Below are 25,815 nucleotides of genomic sequence, written 5' to 3'. Positions count from 1 at the left end.
CTGATGTCTTCTGCGGTCGTGATGCGCACGCCGGCCCGGTGGCCGGCTTTTTTGTTCCTGGTGCTGATCCTGCAAGGCTGCAGCCTGCTGCGCCCCCAGCAGCCGGACGGCACCCAGGCCGTGAACGGCGGGCAGCCCGCCCAGGACGGCGAGCAGGCCGCCGACAAGGGGCGGCGCGACGCCTTCGCGGTCGAGGTCCGCGGCCCGAAGCCGGCCCGCGAACTGCTGGAGCGGCACCTGGACCTGCAGCGCTACCGCACGCTCGACGACCTGACGGTGGCCGAGATCTCGCGCCTGATGGCCGCGGCCGAGCCGAACGCGCGGCAGCTGCTCGGCACGCTGGGCTACTTCACGCCGCAGCTGACGCTGGAACTGCAGGACACGCCCGGCGGCGAGCAGGCCGACCACCTCGTCGTCGTCACGGTGGACCCCGGCCCCGCCACGCGCGTGGGTGAGGTGCAGCTGGATTTCGAGGGCGACATCGCGACCGGCCGGCCCGAGGCGCAGGCGCAGCGCGGCGCCATCGAGCGCGCCTGGCCGCTGCGCAGCGGCGCGGCCTTCACGCAGGCGGACTGGGACGCGGCCAAGAGCGCCGCGCAGCGCGCGCTGACCGCGCGGCGCTACCCGCTGGGCCGCATCGCGGACAGCCGCGCCCAGGTCGATGCCGACCGGCAGTTGGCCGACCTCGCGGTGCGGTTCGACTCCGGGCCGGCCTACCGCTTCGGCGCGCTGCGGATCCGCGGCAGCGAGCGCTACGACCCGGTCAACGGCGTGCGCATCGCGCAGCTGCCGACCGGCCAGGAGTACGACCAGCAGAAGCTGCTGGACACGCAGACGCGGCTGGCCTCCAGCGGCTTCTACGAATCGGTGTTCCTGACGCTGGAGACCGACGGCACGGACCCGCAGGCCGTGCCGGTCATCGCGCAGGTCCGCGAGGCGCCGCTGCAGAAGCTGGTGTTCGGCGTGGGCTACACCACCGACAGCGGGCCGCGCCTGTCGATCGACCACATCCACAACAAGATCCCGCTGCTGGACTGGCGCGCGGTGTCGCGGCTGTCGCTGGACAACGAGGCGCAGTCGCTCGGCACCCAGCTGTTCGGCAAGCTGGACGAGCGGCTGTGGCGCTGGTTCGCCAGCGGCCGGGTGCAGCGCGAGCGGTCCGGCAGCTTCGACGTGACCAGCGGCAACCTGCGCTACGGCCGCAGCAAGTCCACCGACCACATCGACCGCAGCTGGTTCGGGCAGTACGACTACGCGCGCAGCTCGGGCGCCGACGCGCCGCCGCCGGCGTCCACGCTCAGCATGAACTGGGGCTGGACCGGCCGCTACTTCGACGACAACCAGCGCCCGCGCAGCGGCCAGGGCCTGCAGCTGGAGGTCGGCCTGGGCACCACGCTGCTGGGCGGCTACTACCCGTACAACCGCACCGTGGCGCGCTGGCTGGGCTACGTGCCGCTGTACCGGGTGCAGGCCGGCACCGGGCCGGACAGCCGCGCCCGGCGCGCCCGGCTGCAGCTGCGCGCCGAGGCCGGCGCCGTGCTGGCCGCCGATGCCGCGCAGATCCCGTCCACCCAGCTGTTCCTGACCGGCGGCGACACCACGGTGCGCGGCTTCGGCTACCGCCAGATCGGCGCGCGCTACACCAACGACACCACGGTGGCGGGCCGCTACATGGCGGTCGGCAGCGTCGAGCTGCAGCACCCCATCGTCTGGAACGGCGCGCTGACCGACTTCGAGGCCGTGGCCTTCGTCGACACCGGCTCGGTGGCCGACCGGCCGGCCGACTTCCAGTACAAGGTCGGCGCCGGTGGCGGCATCCGCTGGTACAGCCCGGTCGGCCTGGTGCAGGCCGACCTCGCGCATGGCTTCGGCGAGGGCGGCATCAATATCCACCTGCGCCTGGGGTTCACGTTCTGATGCGGCCGACCGACACCCCTTCTCCCCCCTCCCCGGCCACGCCCGCCGCCCCGGCCCGGCCGCCGCGGCGCCGCCTGCTGCGCGGCCTGGGCTGGAGCGCGGCCGCCCTGGGCACGGCGCTGGTGCTGGCGGGCGGCTACGGCTGGTGGTGGAGCGGCCGGCCGGGCTCGCTGGCCACGGTGCTGTCCTTGGCCGGCAAGTACCTGCCCCAGGGCCAGAGCCTGCAGACACGCGACGTGGACGGCGCGCTGCGCCATGGCGGACGCATCGCCTGGCTGCGCTGGCAAAGCCCGGCGATGGCCGTGGAACTGGCGGACCTGCGGCTGCGCTGGCAGCTGCGCCCGCTGCTGTCGCGCCGCGTGCAGGTGGACGAACTGGCGATCGGCCGCGTGCAGCTGACGCCCGGCGCGCCGCAGCCCGAGCAGCCGCCCGGCGAAGCCCTGCAGAGCGTGGCGCTGCCGGTGGACGTCGAGCTGCCGTTCCAGGTCGACCGCATCGTCTGGGGCGCCGATCCGGCCGCGCCGGCGCTGACGGTCGAGGCGCTGAAGGGCCACTACCGCTATGCCGGCGGCAGCCACCAGCTGCAGCTGGACGGGGTGCAGGTGGCCGACGGCCGCTACCAGGGCCGCGTGACGCTGCAAGGCGCCGCGCCGATGGCGCTGGACGCGGCCCTGCAGGGCCGCATCGCAGCGCCGATGGCCGAAGGCGTCGCGCCGCTGACGGTGCAGGCCGACGCCCAGGTACGCGGCCAATTGGCGCAGCCGGACGGCCGGCTGCAGGTCGAGGCCCACCTGGCGCCCGACCCGGCCGACGGCGAGGCCATGCGCGCCCGCCTGGCGGCCGAGATCGCGCCCTGGCAAGCCCAGCCCGTCGTGCGCGCCGACGCTGCATTCAGCGCGGTCGATGCCGCGCGCCTGTGGCCCGGCGCGCCGCGCACGGCGCTGTCCGGCCAGCTGCAGGCCGGCCCGGCCGATGCCGCGACCGCCGGCGCCACCGCCTGGCAGGCCCGCCTGCAGGCCGCCAATACCGAACCCGGCCCCTGGGACCGGCAGCGCCTGCCGCTCGCGCGCGTGGACGCCACGGCCCGGCTCGACGGCCAGGACTGGACCATCCCCGCCGCCGAGCTGGAACTCGGCCAGGGCCGCATCGCGCTGCAGGGCCGCTACAGCCCGGCCCCAGCGCCCTGGCAGGTCGAGGCGCGCATCGACCAGGTGCGGCCAGCGCTGCTGCTGTCCACGCTCGATGCCGCGCCGGTCTCCGGCCGTGTGGCGGCCGACCACCGGGACGCGCAGATCCGCTTCGACGCGAACCTCGAGGCCGCATCCGCGCCGCGCGGCGGCAAGGCGGCGTCGCCGCTGCGGGTGGACCTGGTGCAGGCGCGCGGCCAGTGGCACACCGCCACGCAGCAGCTGGTGCTGGACGCGCTGCGCGTGGACGCCGGCCCCGCCCGGCTGGACGGCCGGCTGCGCGCCCAGCTGGACACCCGCGCCGGTGACGGCCGCCTGGCGCTGCAGGCCCCCGGCATGCAGCTGCGCGCCGACGGCGACCTAGCCGCCGAGCGCGGCCAGGCCCAGGCGCAGCTGGACGTGCGCGACGCCGCCGCGCTGCAGCGCTGGGCCGCCAGCCTGCCGGGCGCCCGGGAGGCGCTGGCCGGCATCGCCGCCAGCGGCAATGCCCGGCTCGACCTGCGCTGGCAGGGCGGCTGGGCCGTGGCGCAGCGGCAGATCGAACAGCCCGGCCAGCCCCAGCGCAACCTGGCGCTGCAGCTGGCCCTGGACGCGCCCCAGCTGGACCTGCAGCTGCCCGCCGCCGCGGCGCAGCCGCCGCGGCGCATCGCCCTGCGCGGCCTGACGGCGCGGCTGGACGGCAACCCGGCCGATGCCCGACTCGCCGTGGACGGCGAGGCCCGCATGGACGAGCAGCAGTTCCGCCTGAGCACCCGCGCCAGCGGCGGCATCGCCGGCCAGGACCAGTGGCGCCTCGCGCTCTCGGCCCTGCGCGCCAGCGCCGCCGGCGTGGCGGGCGGCACCGCGCAAAGCCCCTGGCAGCTGGAACTGCAATCGCCGCTGGCCGCGACGGTGCGCCGCACGCCGGGCCCGGCCTGGCGCGTCGAGACCGGCGGCAGCAGCGCCACGCTGCGCGGCCCGGCGCCCGGCCCGGTGCAGCTGCAATGGCAGCCCACGCTGGTGGTGCAGTCCGCCGACACGCTGCAGCTGCGCAGCAGCGGCGGCCTGCTCGGCCTGCCGATGGCCTGGGCCGAGCATTTCGCCGGCGAGCAGATGCGCCGCAGCGGCCTGTCCGGCGACCTGGTGCTGGACGGCAGCTGGAACGTCGACACCACCGGCCCGCTGCGCGCCACGGTGCGCGTGGCGCGGCGCAGCGGCGACCTGCTGGTCCGCGCCGGCGAATCAGCGCTGGTGCGGCGCATCGAAACCACGGGGACGGGCACGCCCCGCGAGACCCGCATCGACGGCGGCAGCCCCTCCGCCGCCCCGGCCACGCCGGCCGGCATCCGGCGGCTGGAAGCCACGCTGGACGCCGAGGGCGAGAACGTGCGCGCCCGCGTCGTCTGGGACAGCGAACGCGCCGGCACGCTGGACGCCGACCTGCGCACCCGCGTCACCGGCAGCGGCACCGCGATCGCCTGGGCCGAGGACGCGCCGCTGTCGGGCCGGCTGACCGCCCGCGTGCCCGACATCGGTGCCTGGTCCATGTTCGCGCCGCCGGCCTGGCGCATCGACGGCACGCTGGCGGCGGACGCCGCGCTCTCCGGCACCCGCCGCGCCCCGCAGTGGAACGGCACGCTGAGCGGCGACGGCCTGGCCGTGCGGGCCGCGGTCGAGGGCGTGGAACTGAAGGACGGCCGGCTGCGCGCCCGGCTGGCCGGCACCCGGCTGACGCTGGACGAGCTGAGCCTCAAGGGCGGCCAGGGCAGCCCGGCGCGCATCGCCGGCCCTTCCGGCAACCTCAGCACGCTGTCCAGCGAGGCGGCGCACGACGGCGGCGAGCTGCGCCTGTCCGGCGACCTGCACTGGGACCCGGCCACGCCCGGCCACTCCGGCATCGGCGTGGACCTCGCGGCCGACCTGCGCGCACTGCGCGTGCTGGTGCGCAGCGACCGGCAGGTCACCGTCTCCGGGCAGGTGCGCACGGGCCTGCAGGACGGCCAGATCCGCGTGCGGGGCACGCTGACGACCGACCGCGGCGTGATCATCCTGCCCGACGAGAGCGCGCCGACGCTGGGCGGCGACGTCACCGTCCGCTCGGCCGCCATCGACGCCGAGGCGCGCGCGCAGGAAGCGCGCCGGCAGGCCAGCGCCGACGCCGCCGCCGCGCGCCAGGCCAAGGCCCAGCCCGCCAAGGTGCCGGACATCGCCGTCACCGTCGACATGGGCCGCGACTTCGCCGTGCAGGGCCACGGCCTGACCACGCGGCTGGGCGGCCGGATCAACGTCACGGCCAACGCCGGCAGCGGCGGCCAGCCGCGCATCACCGGCGAGATCCAGACCGTGCAGGGCCGCTACCGCGCCTACGGCCAGCAGCTGGACGTGGAATCGGGCCTGGCGCGCTTCAACGGCCCGTACGACAACCCGGCGCTGGACATCCTGGCGATCCGCCCGAACCTGGAGCAGAAGGCCGGCGTGCACATCACCGGCACGGCGCAGTCGCCGCGCGTGGCGCTGTACTCGGACCCCACGCTCAGCGACGCCGAGACGCTCTCGTGGATGCTGCTGGGCCGTTCGACCGCCGGCGGCGGCGCCGAGGCCGCCGTCATGCAGCAGGCCGCGCTGGCGCTGCTGGGCGGCTTCGGACCCAAGGGCGGCGGCGGCAACTTCGCCAGCCGCTTCGGCCTGGACGAGATCGGCTTCAAGGGCCCGGCCGCCGGCGGGGACGCCAGCAGCTCTGCCATCACGCTGGGCAAGCGCCTGACCGACCAGATCTACGTGACCTACGAGGCCAGCCTGGCCGGCAGCCTGGGCTCGCTCTACATCTTCTACGACCTCACCCGCAACCTGGCGCTGCGCGCCCAGGCCGGCATCAAGAGCGGCATGGACCTGATCTACACGATCAGCTACGACTGACCGACTCTCTACAATGCCGCCCGCCCTCCTCGTAGTTCAATGGATAGAACGAGCGCCTCCTAAGCGCTAGATACAGGTTCGATTCCTGTCGAGGGGACCAGCCCAAGGCCGTTCGCTTCCGCAAGCTTCCGGCCTTTTTCTTTTTCCCTCTGGGAACCCTGTGCGCGTAGTGCGCGGACGTGCGCCAAAGTGCGCAGGCATCCGGGGCAATGTGAAGGCACTTTGGGGGCATGGTTTCGGGGTCCGGGGGCACATGGCAGCAGGTGCCCCCGCCTCGATGCATGGCCCCGATCGAGCCGCTCGGACCTCCCAGGCAAATACCCCTCGGGGCTTGCGCGCACGAAAAGCCTCGAGGCGCGGTGTCTGCGAAGGAACTCGTCAGCACCTGATTTGCGACGTCACGCCACGCACCACGCCGGACCTGGGTGGAACAGGCCGTCGCCGGAGGCCCGGAAGCCGCCGCAGCGCCTCGCATCAGGCCCGCTTCATCTCCAGCATGTACCGTCGCGGCATGCGCATCCTGCTGCTCGAAGACGACCGCTCGCTCGGCGCCACGCTGCAATCGTGGCTGCAGATGGACGGCTACGCGGTGGACTGGCTCGTGCGCGGCGACCAGGCCGCCGCCGCGCTGGCCGGCCACGACTACCAATGCGTGCTGCTGGACCGGGGCTTGCCCGGGCTGCAGGGCGACGCCGTGCTGCAGGCGCTGCGCGCCCGCGGCGCAGGCGTGCCGGTGATCCTGATCACCGCGCGCGACACCGTGGCCGACCGCGTGCAGGGGCTGGACCTGGGCGCCGACGACTACCTGGTCAAGCCCTTCGACCTGGAGGAGCTGTCGGCCCGCATCCGCGCACTGCTGCGGCGCGACGCGCGCCAGCCCTGCGGCGTGCTGGAGCACGGTGGCGTGACGCTGGACCCGGCCGCCAAGCGCGTGACGCGCGACGGCGCGCCCGTCACCCTGACCGCGCGCGAGTTCGCCGTGCTGCACGCGCTGATGCGCCGGCCACGGCACATCGTCTCGCGCGCGCAACTGGAAGAGGCGCTGTACGGCTGGGACGAGGAGGTCGAGAGCAACACCATCGAGGTGCACGTCTACAACCTGCGCCGCAAGCTCGGCAGCCGCTTCATCACCACCGTGCGCCACCAGGGCTACGGGCTCGCACCGGCATGACGCTGCCCGCCGCCTACTCGCTGCGGCGCCGGCTGCTGGTCTCGGTGCTGGGCGCCAGCGTCGCGGTCTGGCTCGCCAGCCTGGGCATCGTGGTCGGCGTCGCCTGGCACGAGAGCAGCGAGATGTTCGACAAGGCGCTGAAGGAAAGCGCCCGGCTGGCCCTGGTGCTGGGCACCGAGCTGTCGGGCCGGGGCCTGCTGCAGCCGGGGGCACCGACGCAGCGCGCGCGCGACGACGACGGCGACCCGCTGCAGCTGAAGATCCACTACCAGCTCGTCGCCGGCGACCAGGTGCTGCGCCGCGCCGAGGAGGCGCCGGCCCAGCCTTTCGTGCGCGGCTTCCGCAAGGACGGCGGCCATGCCACCGTGCGCGTGGACGGCGCGACCTGGCGCGTCTACGTGCGCCGCGACCCGGCCACCGGGCTGCAGGCCCAGGTCGGCCAGCCCCTGGACGAACGGCTGAAGCTGCTGGAGGAGATGGCCGAGAAGCTGGCCTGGCCGGCGCTGGCGCTGGCGCTGGCGCTGGCGGCCTTCTGCTGGATCACGATCCGCCGCCTGCTGGCGCCGCTGGAGCGCACGGCCGCGGCCATCGCGGCCAAGTCGCCGCAGGACCTCTCGCCGGTGGCCGGCACGGCGCCGCAGCCGCGCGAGCTGCAGCCGATCGTCGATGCGCTGAACGCGCTGCTGGCGCGCCTGTCGGACGCGCTGGCGGCCGAGCGCCGCTTCACCGCCGACGCAGCGCACGAACTGCGCACGCCGCTGGCCGCGCTGCGCATGCGGGTGCAGCTGATCGAGCGCCGCCAGGGCGCGAGTGCACCCGACCTGCAGGCCCTGCGCGCCGACGCGGACCGCTGCACCGCGCTGGTCGAAAGCCTGCTGGCGCTGGCCCGGCTGGACCCCGGCCACGGCGCGCTGCAGCGCGAGACGGTGGACCTGGCACGACTGTTCGACGGCCTGGACCGCTCCGCCGCGCAGGCGCGCGGCATGGCCGTGCAGGCCGTGGCCCGCGCCGCCACGCTGCAGGCGCAGCCGGCGCTGCTGGCCAGCGCGCTGCGCAACCTGCTGGACAACGCGGTGCGCTACGGCCGCCACGGCGGGCAGGTGGCGATCGGCGCCGAGCCGCTGCCCGGCGGCGGCGTGCGCATCGCCGTGCGCGACGACGGCCCGGGCGTGCCGCCGGCGCAGCACCCGCGGCTGGGCGAGCGCTTCTTCCGCGTGCTCGGCACCGGCGAGAGCGGCAACGGGCTGGGCCTGTCGATCGTCGCGCGCATCGCGGCGCTGCATGGCGCCACGCTGCGCTTCGAGGACGGACTGGGCGGCCGCGGGCTCGCGGTGGTGCTGGACTTTCCGCCGGCGTGAGAAGCGGTGAACCTAGAAACGGCAGTTGACTGGTCGGAACACAGGCACGCGCTTGCCGTCCCCCTGGAATTGAGCGACTTTGCGACTCCCCCATTTGGAACTGCTCCGCAATTGCCGAAAACAGACGTAACCCCCTGCCAGAATTTGATTTTCTTTGTTTTCGGCATCACCCAACTGCCGTTTCCTGGGTGGCATGCGCCAGGGTGGCGGCCTGCGCGTGCGCCCCGGCGCACCCCGTCGTGGACGCGATCGATGCGTTCCCTGTTTCTGAGCGTGGCCGCCAGGGCGGTCGGGAGGCATCAGGCCCGCTTCATCTTCGCGGCGCCCAATGCAGGCATGCGGCAACGGTGCCGCGATCCACGAAAGGAAGACCCGCCGATGCACACCGCCCTCCCCGCCTTCGCCCTCGCCGCCCTGCTGGCCACCGGCACCGCAGCGTTCGCACAGGCCCAGCCGCCGTCCGGCTACACCGGCCCGAGCAGCGTGCCGCTGACGACGGTCCAGCAGCTGCTGGCAGCCGGCCGCGACGACCAGCCCGCGCGACTGCAGGGCCGCCTGGTCTCGCACGACGGCGGCGACCGCTACACCTTCGCCGACGACACCGGCCGCATCACGGCGGAAATCGACGCCAAAGACTTTCCGCCCGGCCAGGCCATCGGCGCCGAGCAGCGCGTGGAGCTGCACGGCGAGTTCGAGAAGGGCCGGCGCACGACGAAGTTCGAGGTCGACCGGATCGTCGTGCTGCCGTAGGCCGACGGCCGGAACCGCGGGCCAGTAAGATCGTCCCTCGGCTTTTCGAGGAGCTCCGACATGATGGACCGTGTTCTCCGTACCGCGCTCGCCGCAGTGCTGGCCGCCGCCTCGGCCACCCACGCCGCCGGCCTGATGGACAGCCTCAAGGGCGCCGCCACCGAGCAGCTCGGCGGCGGCTCCGGCGGCGGATCGTCGCTGCTCGGCAACCTGGGCCTGCCCAGCATCGGCAGCGGCACGGCCAGCAATGCGGCCGGCGTGCTGCAGTACTGCGTCGAGCGCAAGTACCTCTCCGGCGGCGCGGCCGGCGTCAAGGACGCGCTGCTGAACAAGATCGGGCTCTCCGGCGGCAAGGAGCAGCAGGACGCGGGCTACCAGAGCGGCCTCTCCGGCCTGCTGAGCGGCAGCGACGGCAAGTCCTTCGACCTGAACAAGATCCAGGACCAGATCAAGGACAAGGCCTGCGACTACGTGCTGGACAACGCCAAGTCGCTGCTGTGACCGGCGCCGTCAGTGCCAGGTGCCGGGAAAGGCCCAGACCAGCGACCCGGTCATGACCAGGTAGCGCAGGAACTTGCCGATGGCCATGTAGCACAGGCAGGGCCAGAACGGCAGCCGCAGCCAGCCGGCCACCGCGCACAGCGGGTCGCCGACCGCCGGCAGCCAGGACAGCAGGCAGGCCCTGGGCCCCAGCTTCTGCAGCCAGCCCAGCACGCGCACGTGGTGCGCCGAATGGCGGTAGCGGTCCGCCACCTTGTGCGCGCCGTAGCCCAGCCACCAGTCCACGGCGCCGCCCAGCGTGTTGCCGGCCGTCGCCGTCAGGATGGCCGGCCAGAACATGCCGGGATTGAGCTTCACCAGCCCGAACACCACGGGCTCGGACCCCAGCGGCAACAGCGTCGCCGAGATGAACGACACCACGAACACCGTGCTCAGGCCGAACTCGGGCAGGGCCAGCGCGGTCAGCAGTTGGTTGAGCCAGGCTTCCATGGGCGCGGCAGTATAGGCGCCGGCACCGGCGCGCCGGCGCGTGCACGAACCGTTTCAATTGCTGAAATTTCGGGCAGCTAGAATCCGTCCCCCGCTTCGCCCACCCCTGCCCTCCCACACCATGCACATCGGCCAGTACGCCCTGGCGAACCGCGTGTTCGCCGCCCCCATGGCCGGGGTGACGGACCGCCCGTTCCGCCAGCTGTGCAAGCAGCTCGGCGCGGGCTATGCGGTCAGCGAGATGGTGACCTCGCGGCGCGACCTGTGGGATTCGCTGAAGACCTCGCGCCGCGCCGACCATGCCGGCGAGGCCGCGCCGATCGCGGTGCAGATCGCCGGCACCGAGCCGCGAATGATGGCCGAGGCCGCCGCCTACAACGTCGACCGTGGCGCCCAGATCATCGACATCAACATGGGCTGCCCGGCCAAGAAGGTCTGCAACAAGTGGGCCGGCTCGGCGCTGATGCAGAACGAGGCGCTGGCGCTGGCCATCGTGGAGGCCGTGGTCGCCGTCTGCGCGCCGCGTGGCGTGCCGGTCACGCTGAAGATGCGCACCGGCTGGTGCGCCGCGCACCGCAACGCCGTGGCCATCGCGCGCGCCGCCGAGAGCGCCGGCGTGCAGATGCTGACCGTGCACGGCCGCACCCGCGAGCAGGGCTACGGCGGCCAGGCCGAATACGACACCATCGCCGCCGTCAAGGCCGCCGTGCGCGTGCCGGTCGTGGCCAACGGCGACATCACCACGCCCGAACGCGCCCGTGACGTGCTGGCGGCCACGGGAGCGGACGCCGTCATGATCGGCCGCGCCGCGCAGGGCCGGCCCTGGATCTTCCGCGAGGTGGTGCACTTCCTGGCCACCGGCGAGCACCTGGCGCCGCCGCTGGCGGCCGAGGTGCGCCGGCTGCTGCTGGCCCACCTGCAGGAACACTACGCGCTGTACGGGGAATACACCGGCGTGCGCTCGGCGCGCAAGCACATCGGCTGGTACGTACGCGCGCTGCCGGGCGGCGAGGCCTTCCGCCAGCGCATGAACCGGCTGGAGCATCCGGCCGAGCAGTTGGCGGCCGTCGCCGATTTCATGGACATGCTGGGCAGCCGCCACGAGCGCCTGCCGGCCGCCGCGCCCACCGGCGCAGAACTCCTGGAGACCGCAGCGTGAGCAAGAAGAGCATCGAAGAGTGCGTGCGCAGCAGCCTTGAGACCTATTTCAAGGACCTGCACGGCATCGAACCCAACGGCGTGTACGAGATGATGATCCGCGCGGTCGAAAAGCCCATGCTCGAGGTCGTCATGCAGCACGCCGACCACAACCAGTCGCGCGCGGCCGAATGGCTGGGCCTGAACCGCAACACGCTGCGCAAGAAGCTGGTCGACCACAAGCTGATCAAGTAATCCCCTCCCGATCCATGAACGCACTGATCTCCGTTTCCGACAAGACCGGCGTGCTCGCGCTGGCCCAGGGCCTGCACGCGCTGGGCGTCAAGCTGCTGTCCACTGGCGGTACCGCCCGGCTGCTGGCCGAGGCCGGCCTGCCGGTGACCGAGGTGGCCGACCACACCGGCTTTCCCGAGATGCTGGACGGCCGCGTCAAGACGCTGCACCCGGTGGTCCACGGCGGCCTGCTGGCCCGGCGCGAGCTGCCGGCCCACATGGCCGCGCTGGCGCAGCACGGCATCGCCACGATCGACCTGCTGGTCGTGAACCTGTACCCGTTCGAGGCCACCGTGGCCCAGGCCGGCTGCACGCTGGAGGACGCGATCGAGAACATCGACATCGGCGGGCCGGCCATGGTGCGCAGCGCCGCCAAGAACTGGAAGGACGTGGCGGTGCTGACCGACGCCGCCCAGTACCCGGCCGTGCTGGCCGAGCTGCAGGCCGGCGGCGGCAAGCTGTCGGACAAGACGCGCTTCGCGCTGTCGGTCGCCGCGTTCAACCGCATCGCCGACTACGACGGCGCGATCAGCGACTTCCTCTCGTCCGTGGACTTCGAGGCCAGCGCCGGCCAGCCGGCGCCGGTGCGCACGCCGTTCCCGGCGCAGAGCAACGGCCGCTTCGTCAAGCTGCAGGACCTGCGCTACGGCGAGAACCCGCACCAGCAGGCCGCCTTCTACCGCGACCTGCACCCGGCGCCGGGCTCGCTGGTCTCCGCCCGCCAGCTGCAGGGCAAGGAGCTCTCCTACAACAACATCGCCGACGCCGACGCCGCCTGGGAATGCGTCAAGAGCTTCGAGCAGCCGGCCTGCGTGATCGTCAAGCACGCCAACCCCTGCGGCGTGGCCATCGGGAAGGACGCGCTGGAGGCCTACGCCAAGGCCTTCCAGACCGACCCCACGTCGGCCTTCGGCGGCATCATCGCCTTCAACCGCCCGGTGGACCTGGCCGCGGCCGAGGCCGTGAACAAGCAGTTCGTCGAGGTGCTGATGGCACCCGGCTACACGCCCGAGGCGCTGGCCGTGTTCCAGGCCACCAAGGCCAAGCAGAACGTGCGCATCCTGCAGATCGACCTGCCCCAGGGCGGCCGGACCGACTGGGAGAACGGCCGCAACGCGATGGACGTCAAGCGCGTGGGCTCGGGCCTGCTGATCCAGACCGCCGACAACCACGAGCTGCAGCTGGCCGACCTGAAGGTCGTGACGCAGCGCCAGCCGACGCCCGAGCAGCTGCAGGACCTGCTGTTCGCCTGGAAGGTGGCCAAGTACGTCAAGAGCAACGCCATCGTGTTCTGCAGGGACGGACAGACCTGCGGCGTCGGCGCGGGCCAGATGAGCCGGCTCGACTCGGCCCGCATCGCCAGCATCAAGGCCGAGCACGCCAAGCTGTCGCTGGCCGGCACGGCCGTGGCGAGCGACGCGTTCTTCCCGTTCCGCGACGGGCTGGACGTGGTGGTCGACGCCGGCGCGAGCTGCGTGATCCAGCCGGGCGGCTCGATGCGCGACCAGGAGGTCATCGACGCGGCCGACGAACGCGGCGTGGCCATGGTGTTCTCGGGCGTGCGGCACTTCCGCCACTGACCACCACCAGTCCCTCCAGCAAAAAGCCCGCCGCATGCGGCGGGCTTTTTCTTTTCGTTCCCGGTCAGTAGCGGTGGCGCCAGCCCGGCGGCGGTGGCGGCGGCCGGTAGGCGCGCGGCGGCGGACCGTAGTAGCGGGGCCGCGACAGGTGGCCACCGATGTAGCCCAGCGTCAGGCCGATGGCCAGCGGCGCGACATAGGACGGCGCCGAATACACAGGCTCGTCGCGGTACACGGTGACCGGCGGCGCCGGCGGCACGTAGGCCGGCGCCTGGATGGGCTGCAGGGGCGCCTGCACCGGCGGCAGGCTGCCGACCGGGCTGACCTGCAGCGGCAGCGTCGGCCCCGGGTCGTGCGCCAGCTGCACCCGGTAGCGCCGCCCCGCGTACTCGTAGACCACGTCGTAGTAGGCCGGCTGGGTCTGGTAGAAGGTCTGGGTGCTGCAGTTCTGCACGGTCCGCGTCTGCACCGGCTGGTTCGCTTCGGCCTGGTTGCCCAGCACCGCGCCGCCGACGGCGCCCAGCGCCGTGGCCGCCGCATGTCCGCTGCCGCCGCCTAACGCGCTGCCGATCACGCCGCCGGCGATCGCTCCGATCACCGCGCCGGCACCGCTGGGCTGGGCGGCCGCCACCACCTGCTGGTCCTGGCAGACCAGGCGCGGCACGGCCACCTGCTGCATCACCGGCGTGGACGAGATCACGGTTCCCAGTTCCTGGGCCGCCACCGCCGTGCCCAGCAGGCTGGCGGCGGAGATGAGCAAGATCTGTTTCATGATGGCTCTCCGACTCGCGGGTGCGCGAAAAGTTTGGAGCTTTACATGCACTGCGCAACGCGGCCGCGGCAGGCCGCGTTGACGGTCAGAACGACGCGAACACCGCGCGTGCGGCCGCCACCGTCTCGGCGATGTCGCCGGCACCGTGCGCGGCGCTGACGAAGCCGGCCTCGTACAGCGCCGGCGCGATGTAGACGCCGCGCTCCAGCAGGCCATGGAACAGGCGGTTGAAGCGCGCACCATCGGTGGCCATGACGGCACGGTAGTTCTGCGGCAGCGCATCGAGCAGGAAGAAGCCAAACATGCCGCCCTCGCTGTCGCCGCTGAACGGCACGCCTTCGGCCGCCGCGGCCTCGCGCAGGCCCTGCACCAGTTCGGCCGTGCGCTGCGCCAGCCCTTCGTAGAAGCCGGGCCTGGCGACCTCGCGCAGCGTGGCCAGGCCGCAGGCCGTGGCCACCGGGTTGCCCGACAGCGTGCCGGCCTGGTAGACCGGCCCCAGCGGCGCCAGCTGCTCCATCACCGCGCGCCGCCCGCCGAAGGCGGCCAGCGGCATGCCGCCGCCGATCACCTTGCCCAGCACCGTGAGGTCCGGCGCGAAGCCGGCAATGGCGGCCGCGTAGACGCTCTGCGCGCCGCCGAGCGCCACGCGGAACCCCGTCATGACCTCGTCGAACACCAGCAGCGCGCCATGCTGCGTGCACAGCTCGCGGCAGCGCCGGATGAAGGGCACGCTGGCGCGCACGAAGTTCATGTTGCCGGCGATCGGCTCGATCATCAGGCAGGCCAGGTCGCCGCCGTGCTCGGCGAAGGCCTGCTCCAGCCCGGCCAGGTCGTTGTATTCCAGCACCAGCGTGTGCTGCACGACCTCGGGCGGCACGCCGGCGCTGGTGGGGTTGCCGAAGGTCGCCAGGCCCGAGCCGGCCTTGACCAGCAGCGCGTCGGCATGGCCGTGGTAGCAGCCCTCGAACTTGATGATCTTGCGGCGGCCGGTGGCACCGCGCGCCAGCCGGATCGCGCTCATCGCGGCCTCGGTGCCGGAGCTGACCAGCCGCACCATGTCCATGGACGGCAGGTGCGCGAGGATGGCCTCGGCCAGCTCGACCTCGCGCTCGGTGGGCGCACCGAACGAGAAGCCCTGGCCGACGGCCTGCTGCACGGCCTCGACCACGGCCGGATGGCCGTGGCCCAGGATCATCGGCCCCCAGGAGCCGATGTAGTCGATGTAGCGCCGGCCCTCGGCGTCCCAGAAGTACGCGCCCTGCGCACGCTGCACGAAGCGCGGCGTGCCGCCCACGGCGCGGAAGGCGCGCACCGGCGAGTTCACGCCACCCGGGATCACGCGCTGCGCGCGTGCAAACAACTGCTCGTTCGTCGACATGTCGTTCATGGGCGCGGTGCGCCCTCCTCCTTGTCCGTCGGCTCGGGGTCGTCCTCGTCGTCCTCGGGCTGGGCCCAGGCCATGCGGTCGGGCAGCACGTGGCCCATGCCGGGACGGAAGCCGCCATCCAGGCTCTGGTCCAGGTAGCCCAGCGCCTCGACCACGGCCTCGCCCAGTTCCGCGCCGCCGGCCAGCAGCGCCGCCAGCGCGGCCGACAGCGTGTCGCCGGCGCCGGTGAACTGCGCCTCGAACAATTCGAAGCGCGCACTGGCGAGCACGGTCTGCGGCGTGGCCAGCACGTTGTCCACGTGCTGCTCGGGCAGCAGCACGCCGGTCACCAGCGTGTAGGGCGCGCCCTTGTCGGCCGCGGCCTTGGCGATGTCGCGCGGCGACGGGCTGCGCTGGGTACTCCAGTCCGGCAGCAGCCAGCGCCACAGCGTGCTGTGGTTGCCCACCAGCACCGTGGTCTGCGGCAGCATCAGTTCGAGGAAGGCGTCCAGGTAGCCGTCGATCTGCGGTTCGTCCCACCACGACAGGTCGGGCATGTAGGCGACCACCGGCAGGTCGGCGTAGTCGGCCGTCAGCTCGGCGATGGTCGAGACGTTCTCTGGGCTGCCGACGAAGCCGACCTTGATGACCTGCACCGCCATGTCCTCCAGCACCGCGCGCGCCTGCTCGGCCACGGCCTCCTCGTCCAGCGCGAAGTGCTCGAAGATCGCCGCGCTGTCGCGCGCGTAGGTGCCGGTGACCACGGGCGCCGCATGGCCGCCCACCGAGGCGATGGCCACGGCGTCGGCCGCGAGGCCGCCGGCGCCGCTGGGGTCGTTGGCGTTGAAGACCAGCACGCAGGCCGGGCCGGCCGCGTCTGCGGCGGCCTCGTCGGGTGCGGGATCGGGGCGGGCGTCGGAGTCGTTCATGCGGCGGCCCCGAGGGGCGGGAGTGGGTGCCGAGGCGTGGTCCGGACCAGTCTCCACCGGGCATTGCGCCCGGGACGCCTCTATACAATCCCGGCATTCTATAAGCCGCCTCGACACCGTGACCGACCCCAAAACCTGGATGTGCCTGATCTGCGGATGGATCTACGATGAATCCACCGGCGCGCCCGAACACGGCATCGCGCCCGGCACCCTCTGGGCCGACGTTCCGATGAACTGGACCTGCCCCGAATGCGGTGCCCGCAAGGAAGACTTCGAGATGGTCCAGATCTGAACCGAGGGGGCCTTTCCCCGGGGCGTGGCCGTGCTGGACGGTCCTACGCCCCCCGTGGGCCGGCACCGACAGGCGCGGCCGCGGCCGCGTGCGACAACCAGGGCATCGGAGCCGCCCCGGCTCCGCCAACCCTCTGGAGATCCACCATGGCCAGTCCCACCATTGCCTCCGACAAGGTCGAGGGCACGACCGTCTACGACACCAAGGGCGGCAAGCTCGGCAGCATCGACCACCTGGTGATCGACAAGCGCTCGGGCCTGGTGCGCTACGCGGCACTGGAATTCGGCGGCTTCCTGGGCATCGGCACCGACCGCTATCCGATCCCCTGGCCCATGCTGCGCTACGACACGGCGCTGGACGGCTACGTCGTGCCGCTGGACGCCGAGCGGCTGGAGCAGGCGCCGCGCTACACCCGCGACGAGACGCCCGAGTACACCGACGACTACGGCCGCCGCGTGTACGACCACTACGGCGTGGCCTGGTAGGCGTTCCGTTCAGCGCCGCCGCCGCGCGGCCACCTTCCCCCTGGCCACCGGACGCCGGGCCGCGGCGTAGCGTGCCAGTGCGCGCTCGCGCGCCTGGGCCAGGTCGACGAGCGGCAGCGGGTAGTCGCGGCCCAGCACGATGCCCGCGGCCGTCAGGTCCGCCGGCCGAGCCGTCCAGGGCGCATGCAGCAGCGGCGCCGGCAGCCGCGCCAGCCGGGGCAGGTAGCGGCGGATGAAGCGGCCCTCGGCGTCGAAGCGCTGGCTCTGCGCCACCGGGTTGAAGATCCGGAAATACGGCTGCGCGTCGCAGCCGGTGGACGCCGCCCACTGCCAGCCGCCGTTGTTCGCGGCCAGGTCGAAATCGTTGAGCTTCTCGGCGAAATAGCGCTCGCCCCAGCGCCAGTCCAGCCCCAGTTGCTTGGCCAGGAAGCTGGCCGTGAGCATGCGCAGCCGGTTGTGCATGTAGCCGGTCTGGTTCAGCTGCGCCATCGCGGCGTCGACCAGCGGATAGCCGGTGCGCCCCGCGCACCAGGCCGCGAACAGCGCCCGGGCGCGCTTGCCGCGCTCCCACCGGATCGCGTCGCACTCCGGCCTGAAGGCCCTGTCGGCGACGTGCGGGAAATGCGCCAGGATCTGCATGAAGAAGTCGCGCCAGACCAGTTCCGCCAGCCACGCGGCCGGCCCCGCCATGCCCTGCAGCGCCAGCCGGTGCGCGCCGGACGCCAGCTGGCGGATCGACACCGTACCGAAGCGCAGGTGCGCCGACAGGTAGCTCGGCCCCTTGAGCGCCGGGTAGTCGCGCGCCAGGTGGTACTGGTCCATGCGATCGAAGAATTCCTCGAACAGCTGCTGGCCACCGCTGGCGCCCAGCGGCATCCGCAGCGCCGACAGGTTGCTGGGCGCGAAGCCGATGTCGGCCAGGCCCGGCAGCGGACGCTGCTCCGCGTCCGGCCGCGGCGCCAACGACCCGGCGTGCCGCGCCACCGGGTAGGACGAGAGGTAGAACCCATCGGCCTTCTTCAGCCACGCCGCCTTGTACGGCGTGAACACGGTGTAGGGCTGGCCGGCCTGCGTCATCAGCTCGTCGCGCTCGAAGACGGCCTGGTCCTTGCTGGTCACCAGCGCGATGCCCAGGCCGGCCAGCGCGCCGCGCACCCGGGCGTCGCGCGCCAGCGCGAAGGGCTCGTCGTCGTGGTTGGCGAACACGGCCTGGGTGTGCAGCTGCCGCGCCAGCGCCGGCACCTCCTCGCGCGCCGAACCCAGCCGCCAGAGCAGCCCGGCGTCGGGCGCCAGGCGGCGCAGCGCGGCGTCCAGCTCCCCGAGCGCGGCCAGGATGAATTCCACCCGGCGGTCGACGCGCGGCAGCGCGGCCAGGATGTCGGTGTCCAGCACGAACACGCAGTGCAGCTGCCGGCAGGCGCGCAGCGCGTGGTACAGCGCCGCGTTGTCGAAGGCGCGCAGGTCGCGCCGGAACCACATCAGGCCGGTGGCGTACTTCCGGTCCATCGGCAGCAGGCCGGCGCGGCCCGGTCGCTAAAATCACGGCTCATGAGTTCAGATTCTGCGCCGATGAACCTCACGCATCATTTCCTGATCGCGATGCCGGGTCTGGAGGACGAGACGTTCTCGCGCAGCGTGGTCTACCTGTGCGAGCACAGCGCGCGCGGCGCGCTGGGGCTGGTCATCAACAAGCCCAGCGACATCAATCTGAAGCATCTGTTCGACAAGGTCGACCTGCCGCTGGGCCGCACCGACCTGTCGGACGACCCGGTGCTGCAGGGCGGCCCGGTGCAGACCGAGCGCGGCTTCGTGCTGCACGAGCCGCTGCTGGCCCATACGCCGGACGGCGGCGAAAGCGTCTACGCCTCGACCATGACCATCCCCGGCGGCCTGGAGATGACGACCTCCAAGGACGTGCTGGAGGCGCTGTCCACCGGCGCCGGCCCGAAGAAGGTGCTGGTCTCGCTGGGCTATTCGGCCTGGGGCGAGGGCCAGCTCGAATCCGAGCTGGCCGAGAACAGCTGGCTGACCGTCGAGGCCGACGCCTCGGTGATCTTCGACACGCCGATCGAGCAGCGTTACGACCGCGCGCTGCAGCTGCTGGGGCTGCAGGCCTGGATGCTGTCGCCCGAGGCGGGCCACGCGTGAGCGCCACCCCGCCTCCCGATCCCGCCGTCCCGCCCCGTTTCCAATCCTTTCTGGCCTTCGACTACGGGGCCAAGCGCACCGGCGTCGCCAGCGGCAACCGCATCACCCGCACGGCCACGCCGCAGGGCACGATCCGGGCCGAGGGCGACGCGCGCTTCGCGCAGATCGAGGCCCGGCTGCGCGAATGGCAACCCGACGCGCTGGTCGTCGGCGTGCCGTTCCACCCCGACGGCGCGGCGCACGAGAATACCGGCCGCGCCCGCCGCTTCGCGCGCCAGCTGCGCGGGCGCTTCGGGCTCGCGGTCTACGAGGTCGACGAGCGCTACAGCACCACCGAGGCCCACAGCCGGGGCGCGCGCGACGCCGACGCGGCCGCGGCCTGCATCATCCTGGAACAGTTCCTGAACAACCTGCCATGAGTACCCTGACCCTCGACGCCGAGGCGCTGTACGCCGAGCTGCTGCGCGGCGTGCGTCCGCTGTGCGGCCCCGACACGCGGCTGGTCGGCATCGCCTCCGGCGGCGCCTGGCTGGCCGAGCGCCTGCACGCCGACCTGCAGCGCCCGGACCGGCCCGGCCAGATCTCCTCGGCCATGCACCGCGACGACTACGGCCAGCGCGGCATGCTGCCCGCCGCCGGCGCCACGGTCCTGCCCTTCGACGTGCAGGGCGCGCAGATCGTGCTGCTGGACGACGTGCTCTACACCGGCCGCACCATCCGCGCGGCGCTCAACGAGCTGTTCGACTACGGCCGCCCGGCCAGCGTGCGCCTGGCCGTGCTGGTGGACCGCGGCGCGCGCGAGCTGCCGATCCAGGCCGACCTCGCCGCCGCGCGCGTGACGCTGCCGGCCGGCCAGTCGCTGGCGCTGGCGCGCGCCGACGACGGCCGCCTGTCGTTCCAGATCGAGGGCTGAGCATGCTGGCGCGACGCAACCCCCAGCTGAACCGGCACGGCGAGCTGGTCCACCTGCTGTCGATCGAGGGCCTGCCCCGGGACATCCTGACGCAGATCCTGGACACCGCCGCCAACTTCGTCAGCGTGAACGACCGCGAGGTCAAGAAGCTGCCGCTGCTGCGCGGCAAGAGCGTGTTCAACCTGTTCTTCGAGAACAGCACGCGCACGCGCACCACCTTCGAGATCGCGGCCACGCGGCTGTCGGCCGACGTGATCAACCTGGACATCGCGCGCTCCTCGGCGGCCAAGGGCGAGTCGCTGCTGGACACCATCGCCAACCTGTCGGCCATGGCGGCCGACCTGTTCGTGGTGCGGCACAGCGAGTCGGGTGCGCCCTACCTGATCGCGCAGCACGTGGCGCCGCACGTGCACGTGATCAACGCCGGCGACGGCCGGCACGCGCACCCCACGCAGGGGCTGCTCGACATGTACACCATCCGCCACTACAAGCGCGACTTCAGCCAGCTGACGGTGGCCATCGTCGGCGACGTGCTGCACTCGCGCGTGGCGCGCTCGGACATCCACGGCCTGACCACGCTGGGCTGCCCCGAGGTGCGCGTGGTCGGCCCGCGCACGCTGGTGCCGGCGGACCTCGCGCCGATGGGCGTGCGCGTGTGCCACTCGCTGGAGGAAGGCATCAAGGGCGCCGACGTGGTCATCATGCTGCGGCTGCAGAACGAGCGCATGAGCGGCGCGCTGCTGCCGTCCAGCCAGGAGTACTTCAAGAGCTTCGGCCTGACGCCCGAGAAGCTGGCCCTGGCCAAGCCCGACGCCATCGTGATGCACCCCGGCCCGATCAACCGCGGCGTGGAAATCGACTCGGCCGTCGTCGACGGCCGGCAGGCGGTGATCCTGCCCCAGGTCACCTTCGGCATCGCCGTGCGGATGGCGGTGATGGGCATCGTCGCCGGGAACGAAGCATAGGATGAAGCCCACCCCCGTCTGGTCGGCGGAACCTGGTGTGGCCGACCCATTCCCCCTCCAGGGGGCGCACCCGGCGGCCTGGCGGAGCCAGCTGCGCGGGTGCACTGGCATGGCCTGCTCCGCGGCCTTTCGTACAGCGGCTCGCGACCCTCGCTCGTTGCCCCGGGATCGTGCAGCCAAGGGATACCCGACATGAAGACACTGATTCGCAACGGCCGCGTGATCGACCCGGCCTCGGGCCGCGACGCGGTCGGCGACATCGCCATCGCCTCCGGCCGCATCGTCTCCATCGGCCAGGTCTCGGCCGAGTTCAGACCCAACCGCACGCTGGACGCCACCGGCTGCATCGTCATGCCCGGCCTGGTCGACCTGTCGATGCGCCTGCGCGAGCCCGGCCACGAGCACGAGGGCATGCTGGAGAGCGAGCTGGCCGCCGCGGTGGCCGGCGGCGTGACCAGCCTGGTCTGCCCGCCCGACACCGACCCGGTGCTGGACGAGCCCGGCCTGGTCGAGATGCTGAAGTTCCGCGCCGAGAAGCTGCACCAGTCGCGCGTGTTCCCGCTGGGCGCGCTGACGCGCGGCCTGGCCGGCGAGGTGCTGACCGAGATGGTCGAGCTGACCGAGGCCGGCTGCGTCGGCTTCGGCCAGGCCGAGGTGCCGCTGGCCAGCACCCAGGTGCTGCAGCGCGCGCTGCAGTACGCGGCGACCTTCGGCTTCACGGTGTTCCTGCGTCCGCAGGACCGCGACCTGGGCAAGGGCGTGGCCGCCAGCGGCCCGCTGGCCACGCGCATGGGCCTGTCCGGCGTGCCGGTGGCAGCCGAGACCATCGCGCTGCACACCATCTTCGAGCTGATGAAGAGCACCGGCGCGCGCGTGCACCTGTCGCGCCTGTCCAGCGCCGCCGGCGTGGAGCTGGTGCGCCAGGCGCGCGCGGCGGGGCTGCCGGTCAGCGCCGACGTCAGCATCAACTCGCTGCACCTGACCGACCAGGACATCGGCTACTTCGACAGCCGCGCCCGCCTGAACCCGCCGCTGCGCCAGCAGCGCGACCGCGACGCGCTGCGTGCCGCGCTGGCCGACGGCACCATCGCCGCGCTGGTCTCCGACCACACGCCGGTGGACGCCGACGCCAAGACCCTGCCCTTCGCCGAGGCCGAGCCCGGCGCCACCGGCGTGGAACTGCTGCTGAGCCTGGCGCTGAAGTGGGCCGAGGAACAGGGCGTGGCGCTGCCGCGCGCGCTGGCCACCGTCACCAGCCAGCCGGCCGCGCTGCTGGGCACGGCGCTCGGCACGCTGCAGGCCAGCCTGGGCCAGCTGGTCGAGGGCGGCGTGGCCGACGTCTGCGTGGCCGACCCGGCCGCGCGCTGGACCGTCGCCGACGCCGCGCTCAAGAGCCAGGGCAAGCACACGGCGTTCACCGGCTACGAGCTGCCGGGCCGCGTACGCTGGACGCTGGTCGGCGGGCACCTGGCGCACGGCGGCAGCTGAGCCCATGCGCCACGCGCGCGCGCTGTGGCGGCTGCTGTGGCTCGCCGGCCACGGGCTTTCCGGCTGGTGGACCATCCGCAGCCGGTTTCCGCGCTGGGACGCCGCGCAGCGCGCCCAGGCCGTGCAGGCCTGGTCCGCGCGGCTGCTCGTGCTGGCCGGCATCCGGCTGCAGGTCAGCGGCACGCCGCCCGACCGGGGACCGGTGCTGCTGGTCGCCAACCACATCTCCTGGCTGGATATCGTGGCCATCCACGCGGCCGGCTGGTGCCGCTTCGTCGCCAAGGCCGACGTGGCCCACTGGCCGCTGGTCGGCAGGCTGGCCACCGGCGCCGGCACGCTGTACATCGAACGCGCCTCGCGCCGCGACGCCATGCGCGTGGTGCACCACATGCGCGACCGGCTGGCCGCGGGCGACGTGGTGGCGATCTTCCCCGAAGGCACGACCGGCGACGGCCGCGCGCTGCTGCCGTTCCACGCCAACCTGCTGCAGGCCGCGATCAGCGCCGGCGCGCCGGCGCAGCCGCTGGCACTGCGCTTCGCCGACGGCAGCGGCGCGACCAGCTTCGCGCCCAGCTTCGTCGGCGACGAGACGCTGCTCGGCTCGGTCTGGCGCACGCTGGCGGCGCAGGAGCTGGTCGCCCACGTGCACTACGGCGCCCCGCAGCCGCACGCGGCACGAGACCGGCGCGCCTGGGCGCAGGACCTGCGCACCGAGGTCGAGACGCTGCGCCGCCTGACGTTCTGAACGGCTCCCGGGCACGGCGGCGCCCGGCCAGCCCCGCGGTGATCCACATCACCCGATGCGGCCCGGCGCGGGCTGGTGCGGCTCAATCGCCGCGCGGCGCCGGCAGGTAGGCCCCGGACTCGAGCAGTTGGCGCTCGGCGTCGCCGATGCGCCGCACCACGGCCTTGCCGGCGCGGCTGGCCAGCAGTTCCACCAGCGCCTCGGCCAAGGCCAGCCCGGCCGCGACGGACGGGAAGAACGAGGGGCTCGCGATCGTGAACAGCAGCGTCTCCTGCGCCAGCAGCGCCAACGGCGAGGCCGCGCTGTCGGTCAACGCGACGATGCGGCAGCCGGCCGCCTGCGCCGCCTGGGCCACCTGCAGCGCCTCGCGCGAATACGGCGCGAAGCTGGCCACCAGCAGCGCGTCGCCGCGGACCATGGCGCGCTGCTGCATCTCCAGCAAGCCGCCCTGGCCATCCACCAGGTGCACCGACGCCCGGAACAGCCGGTACTGGTAGACGAAGGCGAAGGCGATCGGAAAGCACGCGCGAAAACCCGCGGCGTGCACCGCGCTCGCCTGCTCCAGCAGCGCGCAGACCTTCTCCAGCCGGGACGCGCTCTGGTGCTGCGTGGCCTGCAGGTTGCGGCGCTGTACGGCGAACATCTCCTCGGCCAGGCCCTCCTGGCCCGCGCGGCCGACCAGTTGCTGCGCGCGCGCGCCGTAGGCGTCGCCGCCCAGGCCCATGTCGGCCACGAAGGCCGCCTTCAGCTGCGGCCAGCCCGCGAACCCCAGGTGCTGGGCGAAACGCACCAGCGTGGCCGGCGTGCTGCCCGACTGCACGCCGATATGGCGCATGGAGGACGTGACGACCTCGGCCGGATGGTCGAGCAGATGCCTGGCCACCTGCTGCAAGGCCGGACTGAGTTCGGCGAAGCGCCGGCGGATCTGTTCCTGGATGGTCATGGCCGTTCCGTGTTGCTGGAACGAATGTACCGGCATGCGGAGCGCCAGGCGGCTCAGCCGGATTGACGAAACATTTGTTCCAAACAATAATTCATCCAGAACATTAGTTCCATCCACTCCGTACCGCAGCCGCCATGACGCACATCCTCCACCGCCATCTCCGCCACACCCCGCCCGTCGCCGTCTCGGCCCGAGGCATGCTGGTGCATGACGCCCAGGGCCGGGCCTACCTGGACGCCTGTGGCGGCGCCGCCGTCTCTTCGCTCGGCCACGGCCATCCCGAGGTGCTGGCGGCGATGCACGCGCAGATCGACCGCCTGGCCTATGCGCATACCAGTTTCTTCACGAGCGCGGCGGCGGAGGAACTGGCTGACGAGCTGGTGCAGAGCGCCCCGCCGGGGCTGGAGCATGTCTACCTCGTCAGCGGCGGCTCCGAAGCCGTGGAAGCCGCGCTGAAGATGGCGCGCCAGTACTTCGTGGAGATCGGCCAGCCCCAGCGCACGCACTTCATCGCCAGGCGCCAGAGCTACCACGGCAACACGCTGGGCGCGCTGGCCGTCGGCGGCAACGCCTGGCGGCGCGAGCCCTTCGCCCCGCTGCTGACGCCGGCCACGCATGTCGCCCCCTGCTATCCCTACCGCGAGCAGCGCGCCGACGAAACGCCCCGGCAGTACGGCCAGCGCCTCGCGCGCGAACTGGAGGAAGCGATCCTGGCGCAAGGCGCGGACCGCGTGATCGCCTTCGTGGCCGAGACGGTGGGGGGCGCCACGGCCGGCGTGCTGACGCCGGTGCCCGGCTACTTCCAGGCCGTGCGCGAGGTCTGCGATCGGCACGGCGTGCTGCTGATCCTGGACGAGGTCATGTGCGGCATGGGCCGCACGGGCACGCTGTACGCCAGCGAACAGGAGGACGTCGTGCCGGACCTGGTCACCATCGCCAAGGGGCTGGGCGGCGGCTACCAGCCGATCGGCGCGGTGCTGGCCCATCGGCGCATCGTCGAGGCGATGTCGCGCGGCAGCGGCTTCTTCCAGCACGGCCACACCTACCTGGGCCACCCGGTGGCCTGCGCCGGGGCCCTGGCGGTGCAGCGCGTGATCCGGCGCGATGGCCTGCTGGCCAAGGTGCGCGACGACGGCGCGCATTTCGGCACCCTGCTGCGCCAGGCACTGGGTGAGCACCCGCACGTGGGCGACATCCGCGGCCGCGGCTTCTTCTGGGGCGTGGAACTGGTGGCCGACCGCGCCGGCAAGACGCCGTTCGACCCGGCGCACCAGGTGCACGCCCAGGTCAAGAAGGCGGCCATGGCGCGCGGCCTGATGGTCTACCCGATGGGCGGCACGGTGGACGGCCGGCAGGGCGACCACGTGCTGCTGGCGCCGCCGTTCATCGCCACGCGCGCCGACCTGGAACGCATCGCCGGCCTGCTGGCCGAATCGATCGACGCGGCCACGAACGCTCCCCGCTGATTTCCCGCCCACCCCACCCTCGCC

24 protein-coding genes and 1 tRNA gene are annotated in these 25,815 nt (G+C 72.9%); 19 read left to right on the top strand and 6 right to left on the bottom strand.

Annotated elements, in window-relative coordinates:
- Window positions 1-3: 3 nt before the first annotated feature.
- The 7 genes from QM782_RS11625 (at window position 4) to QM782_RS11595 (ending at window position 9,779) form a co-directional block, all read left to right on the top strand.
- Window positions 4-1,917 carry an autotransporter assembly complex protein TamA gene (locus QM782_RS11625; RefSeq protein WP_415203069.1) on the top strand — a complete coding sequence of 638 codons (1,914 nt, stop codon included), beginning with the start codon at window positions 4-6 and terminating at the stop codon, window positions 1,915-1,917.
- The gene (locus QM782_RS11620; protein WP_415203068.1) at window positions 1,917-5,999 is read left to right on the top strand and encodes a translocation/assembly module TamB domain-containing protein; all 4,083 of its coding nucleotides are present in this window, start codon (window positions 1,917-1,919) and stop codon (window positions 5,997-5,999) included. The genes QM782_RS11625 and QM782_RS11620 overlap by 1 nt, the downstream gene beginning before the upstream one ends.
- Window positions 6,000-6,024: 25 nt before the next feature.
- Window positions 6,025-6,099, top strand: a tRNA-Arg gene (locus tag QM782_RS11615).
- A gap of 411 nt (window positions 6,100-6,510) precedes the next feature.
- A complete protein-coding gene (locus QM782_RS11610) occupies window positions 6,511-7,170 on the top strand; it encodes a response regulator transcription factor (RefSeq protein ID WP_415205632.1) in 660 nt (219 codons plus the stop codon).
- Window positions 7,167-8,528, top strand: coding sequence for an ATP-binding protein (locus tag QM782_RS11605; RefSeq protein ID WP_415203067.1), 1,362 nt, complete (start codon window positions 7,167-7,169; stop codon window positions 8,526-8,528). Before QM782_RS11610 ends, QM782_RS11605 begins: the two co-directional genes overlap by 4 nt.
- Window positions 8,529-8,906: 378 nt before the next feature.
- The gene (locus tag QM782_RS11600) at window positions 8,907-9,278 is read left to right on the top strand and encodes a YgiW/YdeI family stress tolerance OB fold protein (RefSeq protein WP_415203066.1); all 372 of its coding nucleotides are present in this window, start codon (window positions 8,907-8,909) and stop codon (window positions 9,276-9,278) included.
- 60 nt (window positions 9,279-9,338) lie between these two features.
- Window positions 9,339-9,779: a DUF2501 domain-containing protein gene (locus QM782_RS11595; RefSeq protein WP_415203065.1), complete on the top strand. Its 441-nt coding sequence runs from the start codon at window positions 9,339-9,341 to the stop codon at window positions 9,777-9,779.
- A 9-nt stretch (window positions 9,780-9,788) separates the two neighbouring features.
- On the opposite strand, the gene QM782_RS11590 is transcribed toward QM782_RS11595, so the two are convergent.
- Window positions 9,789-10,268, bottom strand: coding sequence for a YqaA family protein (locus QM782_RS11590; RefSeq protein WP_415203064.1), 480 nt, complete (start codon window positions 10,266-10,268; stop codon window positions 9,789-9,791).
- A 121-nt stretch (window positions 10,269-10,389) separates the two neighbouring features.
- Here QM782_RS11590 and dusB point away from each other — a divergent pair, with 121 nt between their 5' ends.
- The 3 genes from dusB to purH are packed head-to-tail and all read left to right on the top strand — an operon-like array spanning window position 10,390 to window position 13,279.
- Window positions 10,390-11,427: a tRNA dihydrouridine synthase DusB gene (gene dusB / locus QM782_RS11585; protein ID WP_415203063.1), complete on the top strand. Its 1,038-nt coding sequence runs from the start codon at window positions 10,390-10,392 to the stop codon at window positions 11,425-11,427.
- On the top strand, window positions 11,424-11,660 hold the full coding sequence (locus QM782_RS11580) for a Fis family transcriptional regulator (protein ID WP_415203062.1): 237 nt from the start codon (window positions 11,424-11,426) through the stop codon (window positions 11,658-11,660). The genes dusB and QM782_RS11580 overlap by 4 nt, the downstream gene beginning before the upstream one ends.
- Before the next feature lie 14 nt (window positions 11,661-11,674).
- Window positions 11,675-13,279 (top strand): bifunctional phosphoribosylaminoimidazolecarboxamide formyltransferase/IMP cyclohydrolase, encoded by a 1,605-nt coding sequence (purH, locus tag QM782_RS11575; RefSeq protein ID WP_415203061.1) that lies wholly within the window; start codon window positions 11,675-11,677, stop codon window positions 13,277-13,279.
- 64 nt (window positions 13,280-13,343) lie between these two features.
- Here purH and QM782_RS11570 read toward each other — a convergent pair whose 3' ends face one another.
- The 3 genes from QM782_RS11570 to thiD form a co-directional block, all read right to left on the bottom strand.
- Window positions 13,344-14,051, bottom strand: coding sequence for a glycine zipper 2TM domain-containing protein (locus QM782_RS11570; protein WP_415203060.1), 708 nt, complete (start codon window positions 14,049-14,051; stop codon window positions 13,344-13,346).
- An 85-nt stretch (window positions 14,052-14,136) separates the two neighbouring features.
- Window positions 14,137-15,429, bottom strand: a complete 1,293-nt coding sequence (gene hemL / locus QM782_RS11565) for a glutamate-1-semialdehyde 2,1-aminomutase (protein WP_415205631.1) — start codon at window positions 15,427-15,429, stop codon at window positions 14,137-14,139.
- A 5-nt stretch (window positions 15,430-15,434) separates the two neighbouring features.
- Window positions 15,435-16,346, bottom strand: a complete 912-nt coding sequence (thiD, locus tag QM782_RS11560; RefSeq protein ID WP_415203059.1) for a bifunctional hydroxymethylpyrimidine kinase/phosphomethylpyrimidine kinase — start codon at window positions 16,344-16,346, stop codon at window positions 15,435-15,437.
- A gap of 118 nt (window positions 16,347-16,464) precedes the next feature.
- Between thiD and QM782_RS11555 the strand changes: the two genes are divergently transcribed.
- Both QM782_RS11555 and QM782_RS11550 read left to right on the top strand, forming a co-directional pair.
- Entirely contained in the window at window positions 16,465-16,638 is a 174-nt protein-coding gene (locus QM782_RS11555) for a rubredoxin (protein ID WP_415203058.1), read from the top strand.
- 146 nt (window positions 16,639-16,784) lie between these two features.
- Entirely contained in the window at window positions 16,785-17,123 is a 339-nt protein-coding gene (locus tag QM782_RS11550) for a PRC-barrel domain-containing protein (protein WP_415203057.1), read from the top strand.
- Window positions 17,124-17,132: 9 nt separating this feature from the next.
- On the opposite strand, the gene QM782_RS11545 is transcribed toward QM782_RS11550, so the two are convergent.
- Window positions 17,133-18,629: a cryptochrome/photolyase family protein gene (locus tag QM782_RS11545; RefSeq protein WP_415203056.1), complete on the bottom strand. Its 1,497-nt coding sequence runs from the start codon at window positions 18,627-18,629 to the stop codon at window positions 17,133-17,135.
- Between the two features lie 42 nt (window positions 18,630-18,671).
- Between QM782_RS11545 and QM782_RS11540 the strand changes: the two genes are divergently transcribed.
- From QM782_RS11540 to QM782_RS11515, 6 genes are all read left to right on the top strand, one after another.
- The gene (locus QM782_RS11540) at window positions 18,672-19,271 is read left to right on the top strand and encodes a YqgE/AlgH family protein (protein WP_415203055.1); all 600 of its coding nucleotides are present in this window, start codon (window positions 18,672-18,674) and stop codon (window positions 19,269-19,271) included.
- Window positions 19,268-19,690 (top strand): Holliday junction resolvase RuvX, encoded by a 423-nt coding sequence (ruvX, locus tag QM782_RS11535; RefSeq protein WP_415203054.1) that lies wholly within the window; start codon window positions 19,268-19,270, stop codon window positions 19,688-19,690. The genes QM782_RS11540 and ruvX overlap by 4 nt, the downstream gene beginning before the upstream one ends.
- Complete coding sequence (pyrR, locus tag QM782_RS11530; RefSeq protein WP_415203053.1) at window positions 19,687-20,184, top strand: bifunctional pyr operon transcriptional regulator/uracil phosphoribosyltransferase PyrR; 498 nt, start codon at window positions 19,687-19,689, stop codon at window positions 20,182-20,184. Before ruvX ends, pyrR begins: the two co-directional genes overlap by 4 nt.
- A 2-nt stretch (window positions 20,185-20,186) precedes the next feature.
- Window positions 20,187-21,149 (top strand): aspartate carbamoyltransferase catalytic subunit, encoded by a 963-nt coding sequence (locus QM782_RS11525; RefSeq protein WP_415203052.1) that lies wholly within the window; start codon window positions 20,187-20,189, stop codon window positions 21,147-21,149.
- 192 nt (window positions 21,150-21,341) lie between these two features.
- Window positions 21,342-22,637: a dihydroorotase gene (locus tag QM782_RS11520; RefSeq protein ID WP_415203051.1), complete on the top strand. Its 1,296-nt coding sequence runs from the start codon at window positions 21,342-21,344 to the stop codon at window positions 22,635-22,637.
- Window positions 22,638-22,641: 4 nt separating this feature from the next.
- Window positions 22,642-23,382, top strand: a complete 741-nt coding sequence (locus QM782_RS11515; protein ID WP_415203050.1) for a lysophospholipid acyltransferase family protein — start codon at window positions 22,642-22,644, stop codon at window positions 23,380-23,382.
- Window positions 23,383-23,464: 82 nt separating this feature from the next.
- Here QM782_RS11515 and QM782_RS11510 read toward each other — a convergent pair whose 3' ends face one another.
- Window positions 23,465-24,325, bottom strand: a complete 861-nt coding sequence (locus QM782_RS11510; RefSeq protein ID WP_415203049.1) for a MurR/RpiR family transcriptional regulator — start codon at window positions 24,323-24,325, stop codon at window positions 23,465-23,467.
- Between the two features lie 134 nt (window positions 24,326-24,459).
- Between QM782_RS11510 and QM782_RS11505 the strand changes: the two genes are divergently transcribed.
- On the top strand, window positions 24,460-25,791 hold the full coding sequence (locus QM782_RS11505; protein WP_415203048.1) for an aspartate aminotransferase family protein: 1,332 nt from the start codon (window positions 24,460-24,462) through the stop codon (window positions 25,789-25,791).
- The last annotated feature ends 24 nt before the right edge of the window (window positions 25,792-25,815 follow it).

This window comes from Pseudorhodoferax sp. (genome assembly GCF_047601025.1).
Classification (GTDB): Bacteria; Pseudomonadota; Gammaproteobacteria; order Burkholderiales; family Burkholderiaceae_C; genus Pseudorhodoferax.
Note: the sequence above shows the minus strand (reverse complement) of the source record. Positions and strands in the feature narration are given on the sequence as shown.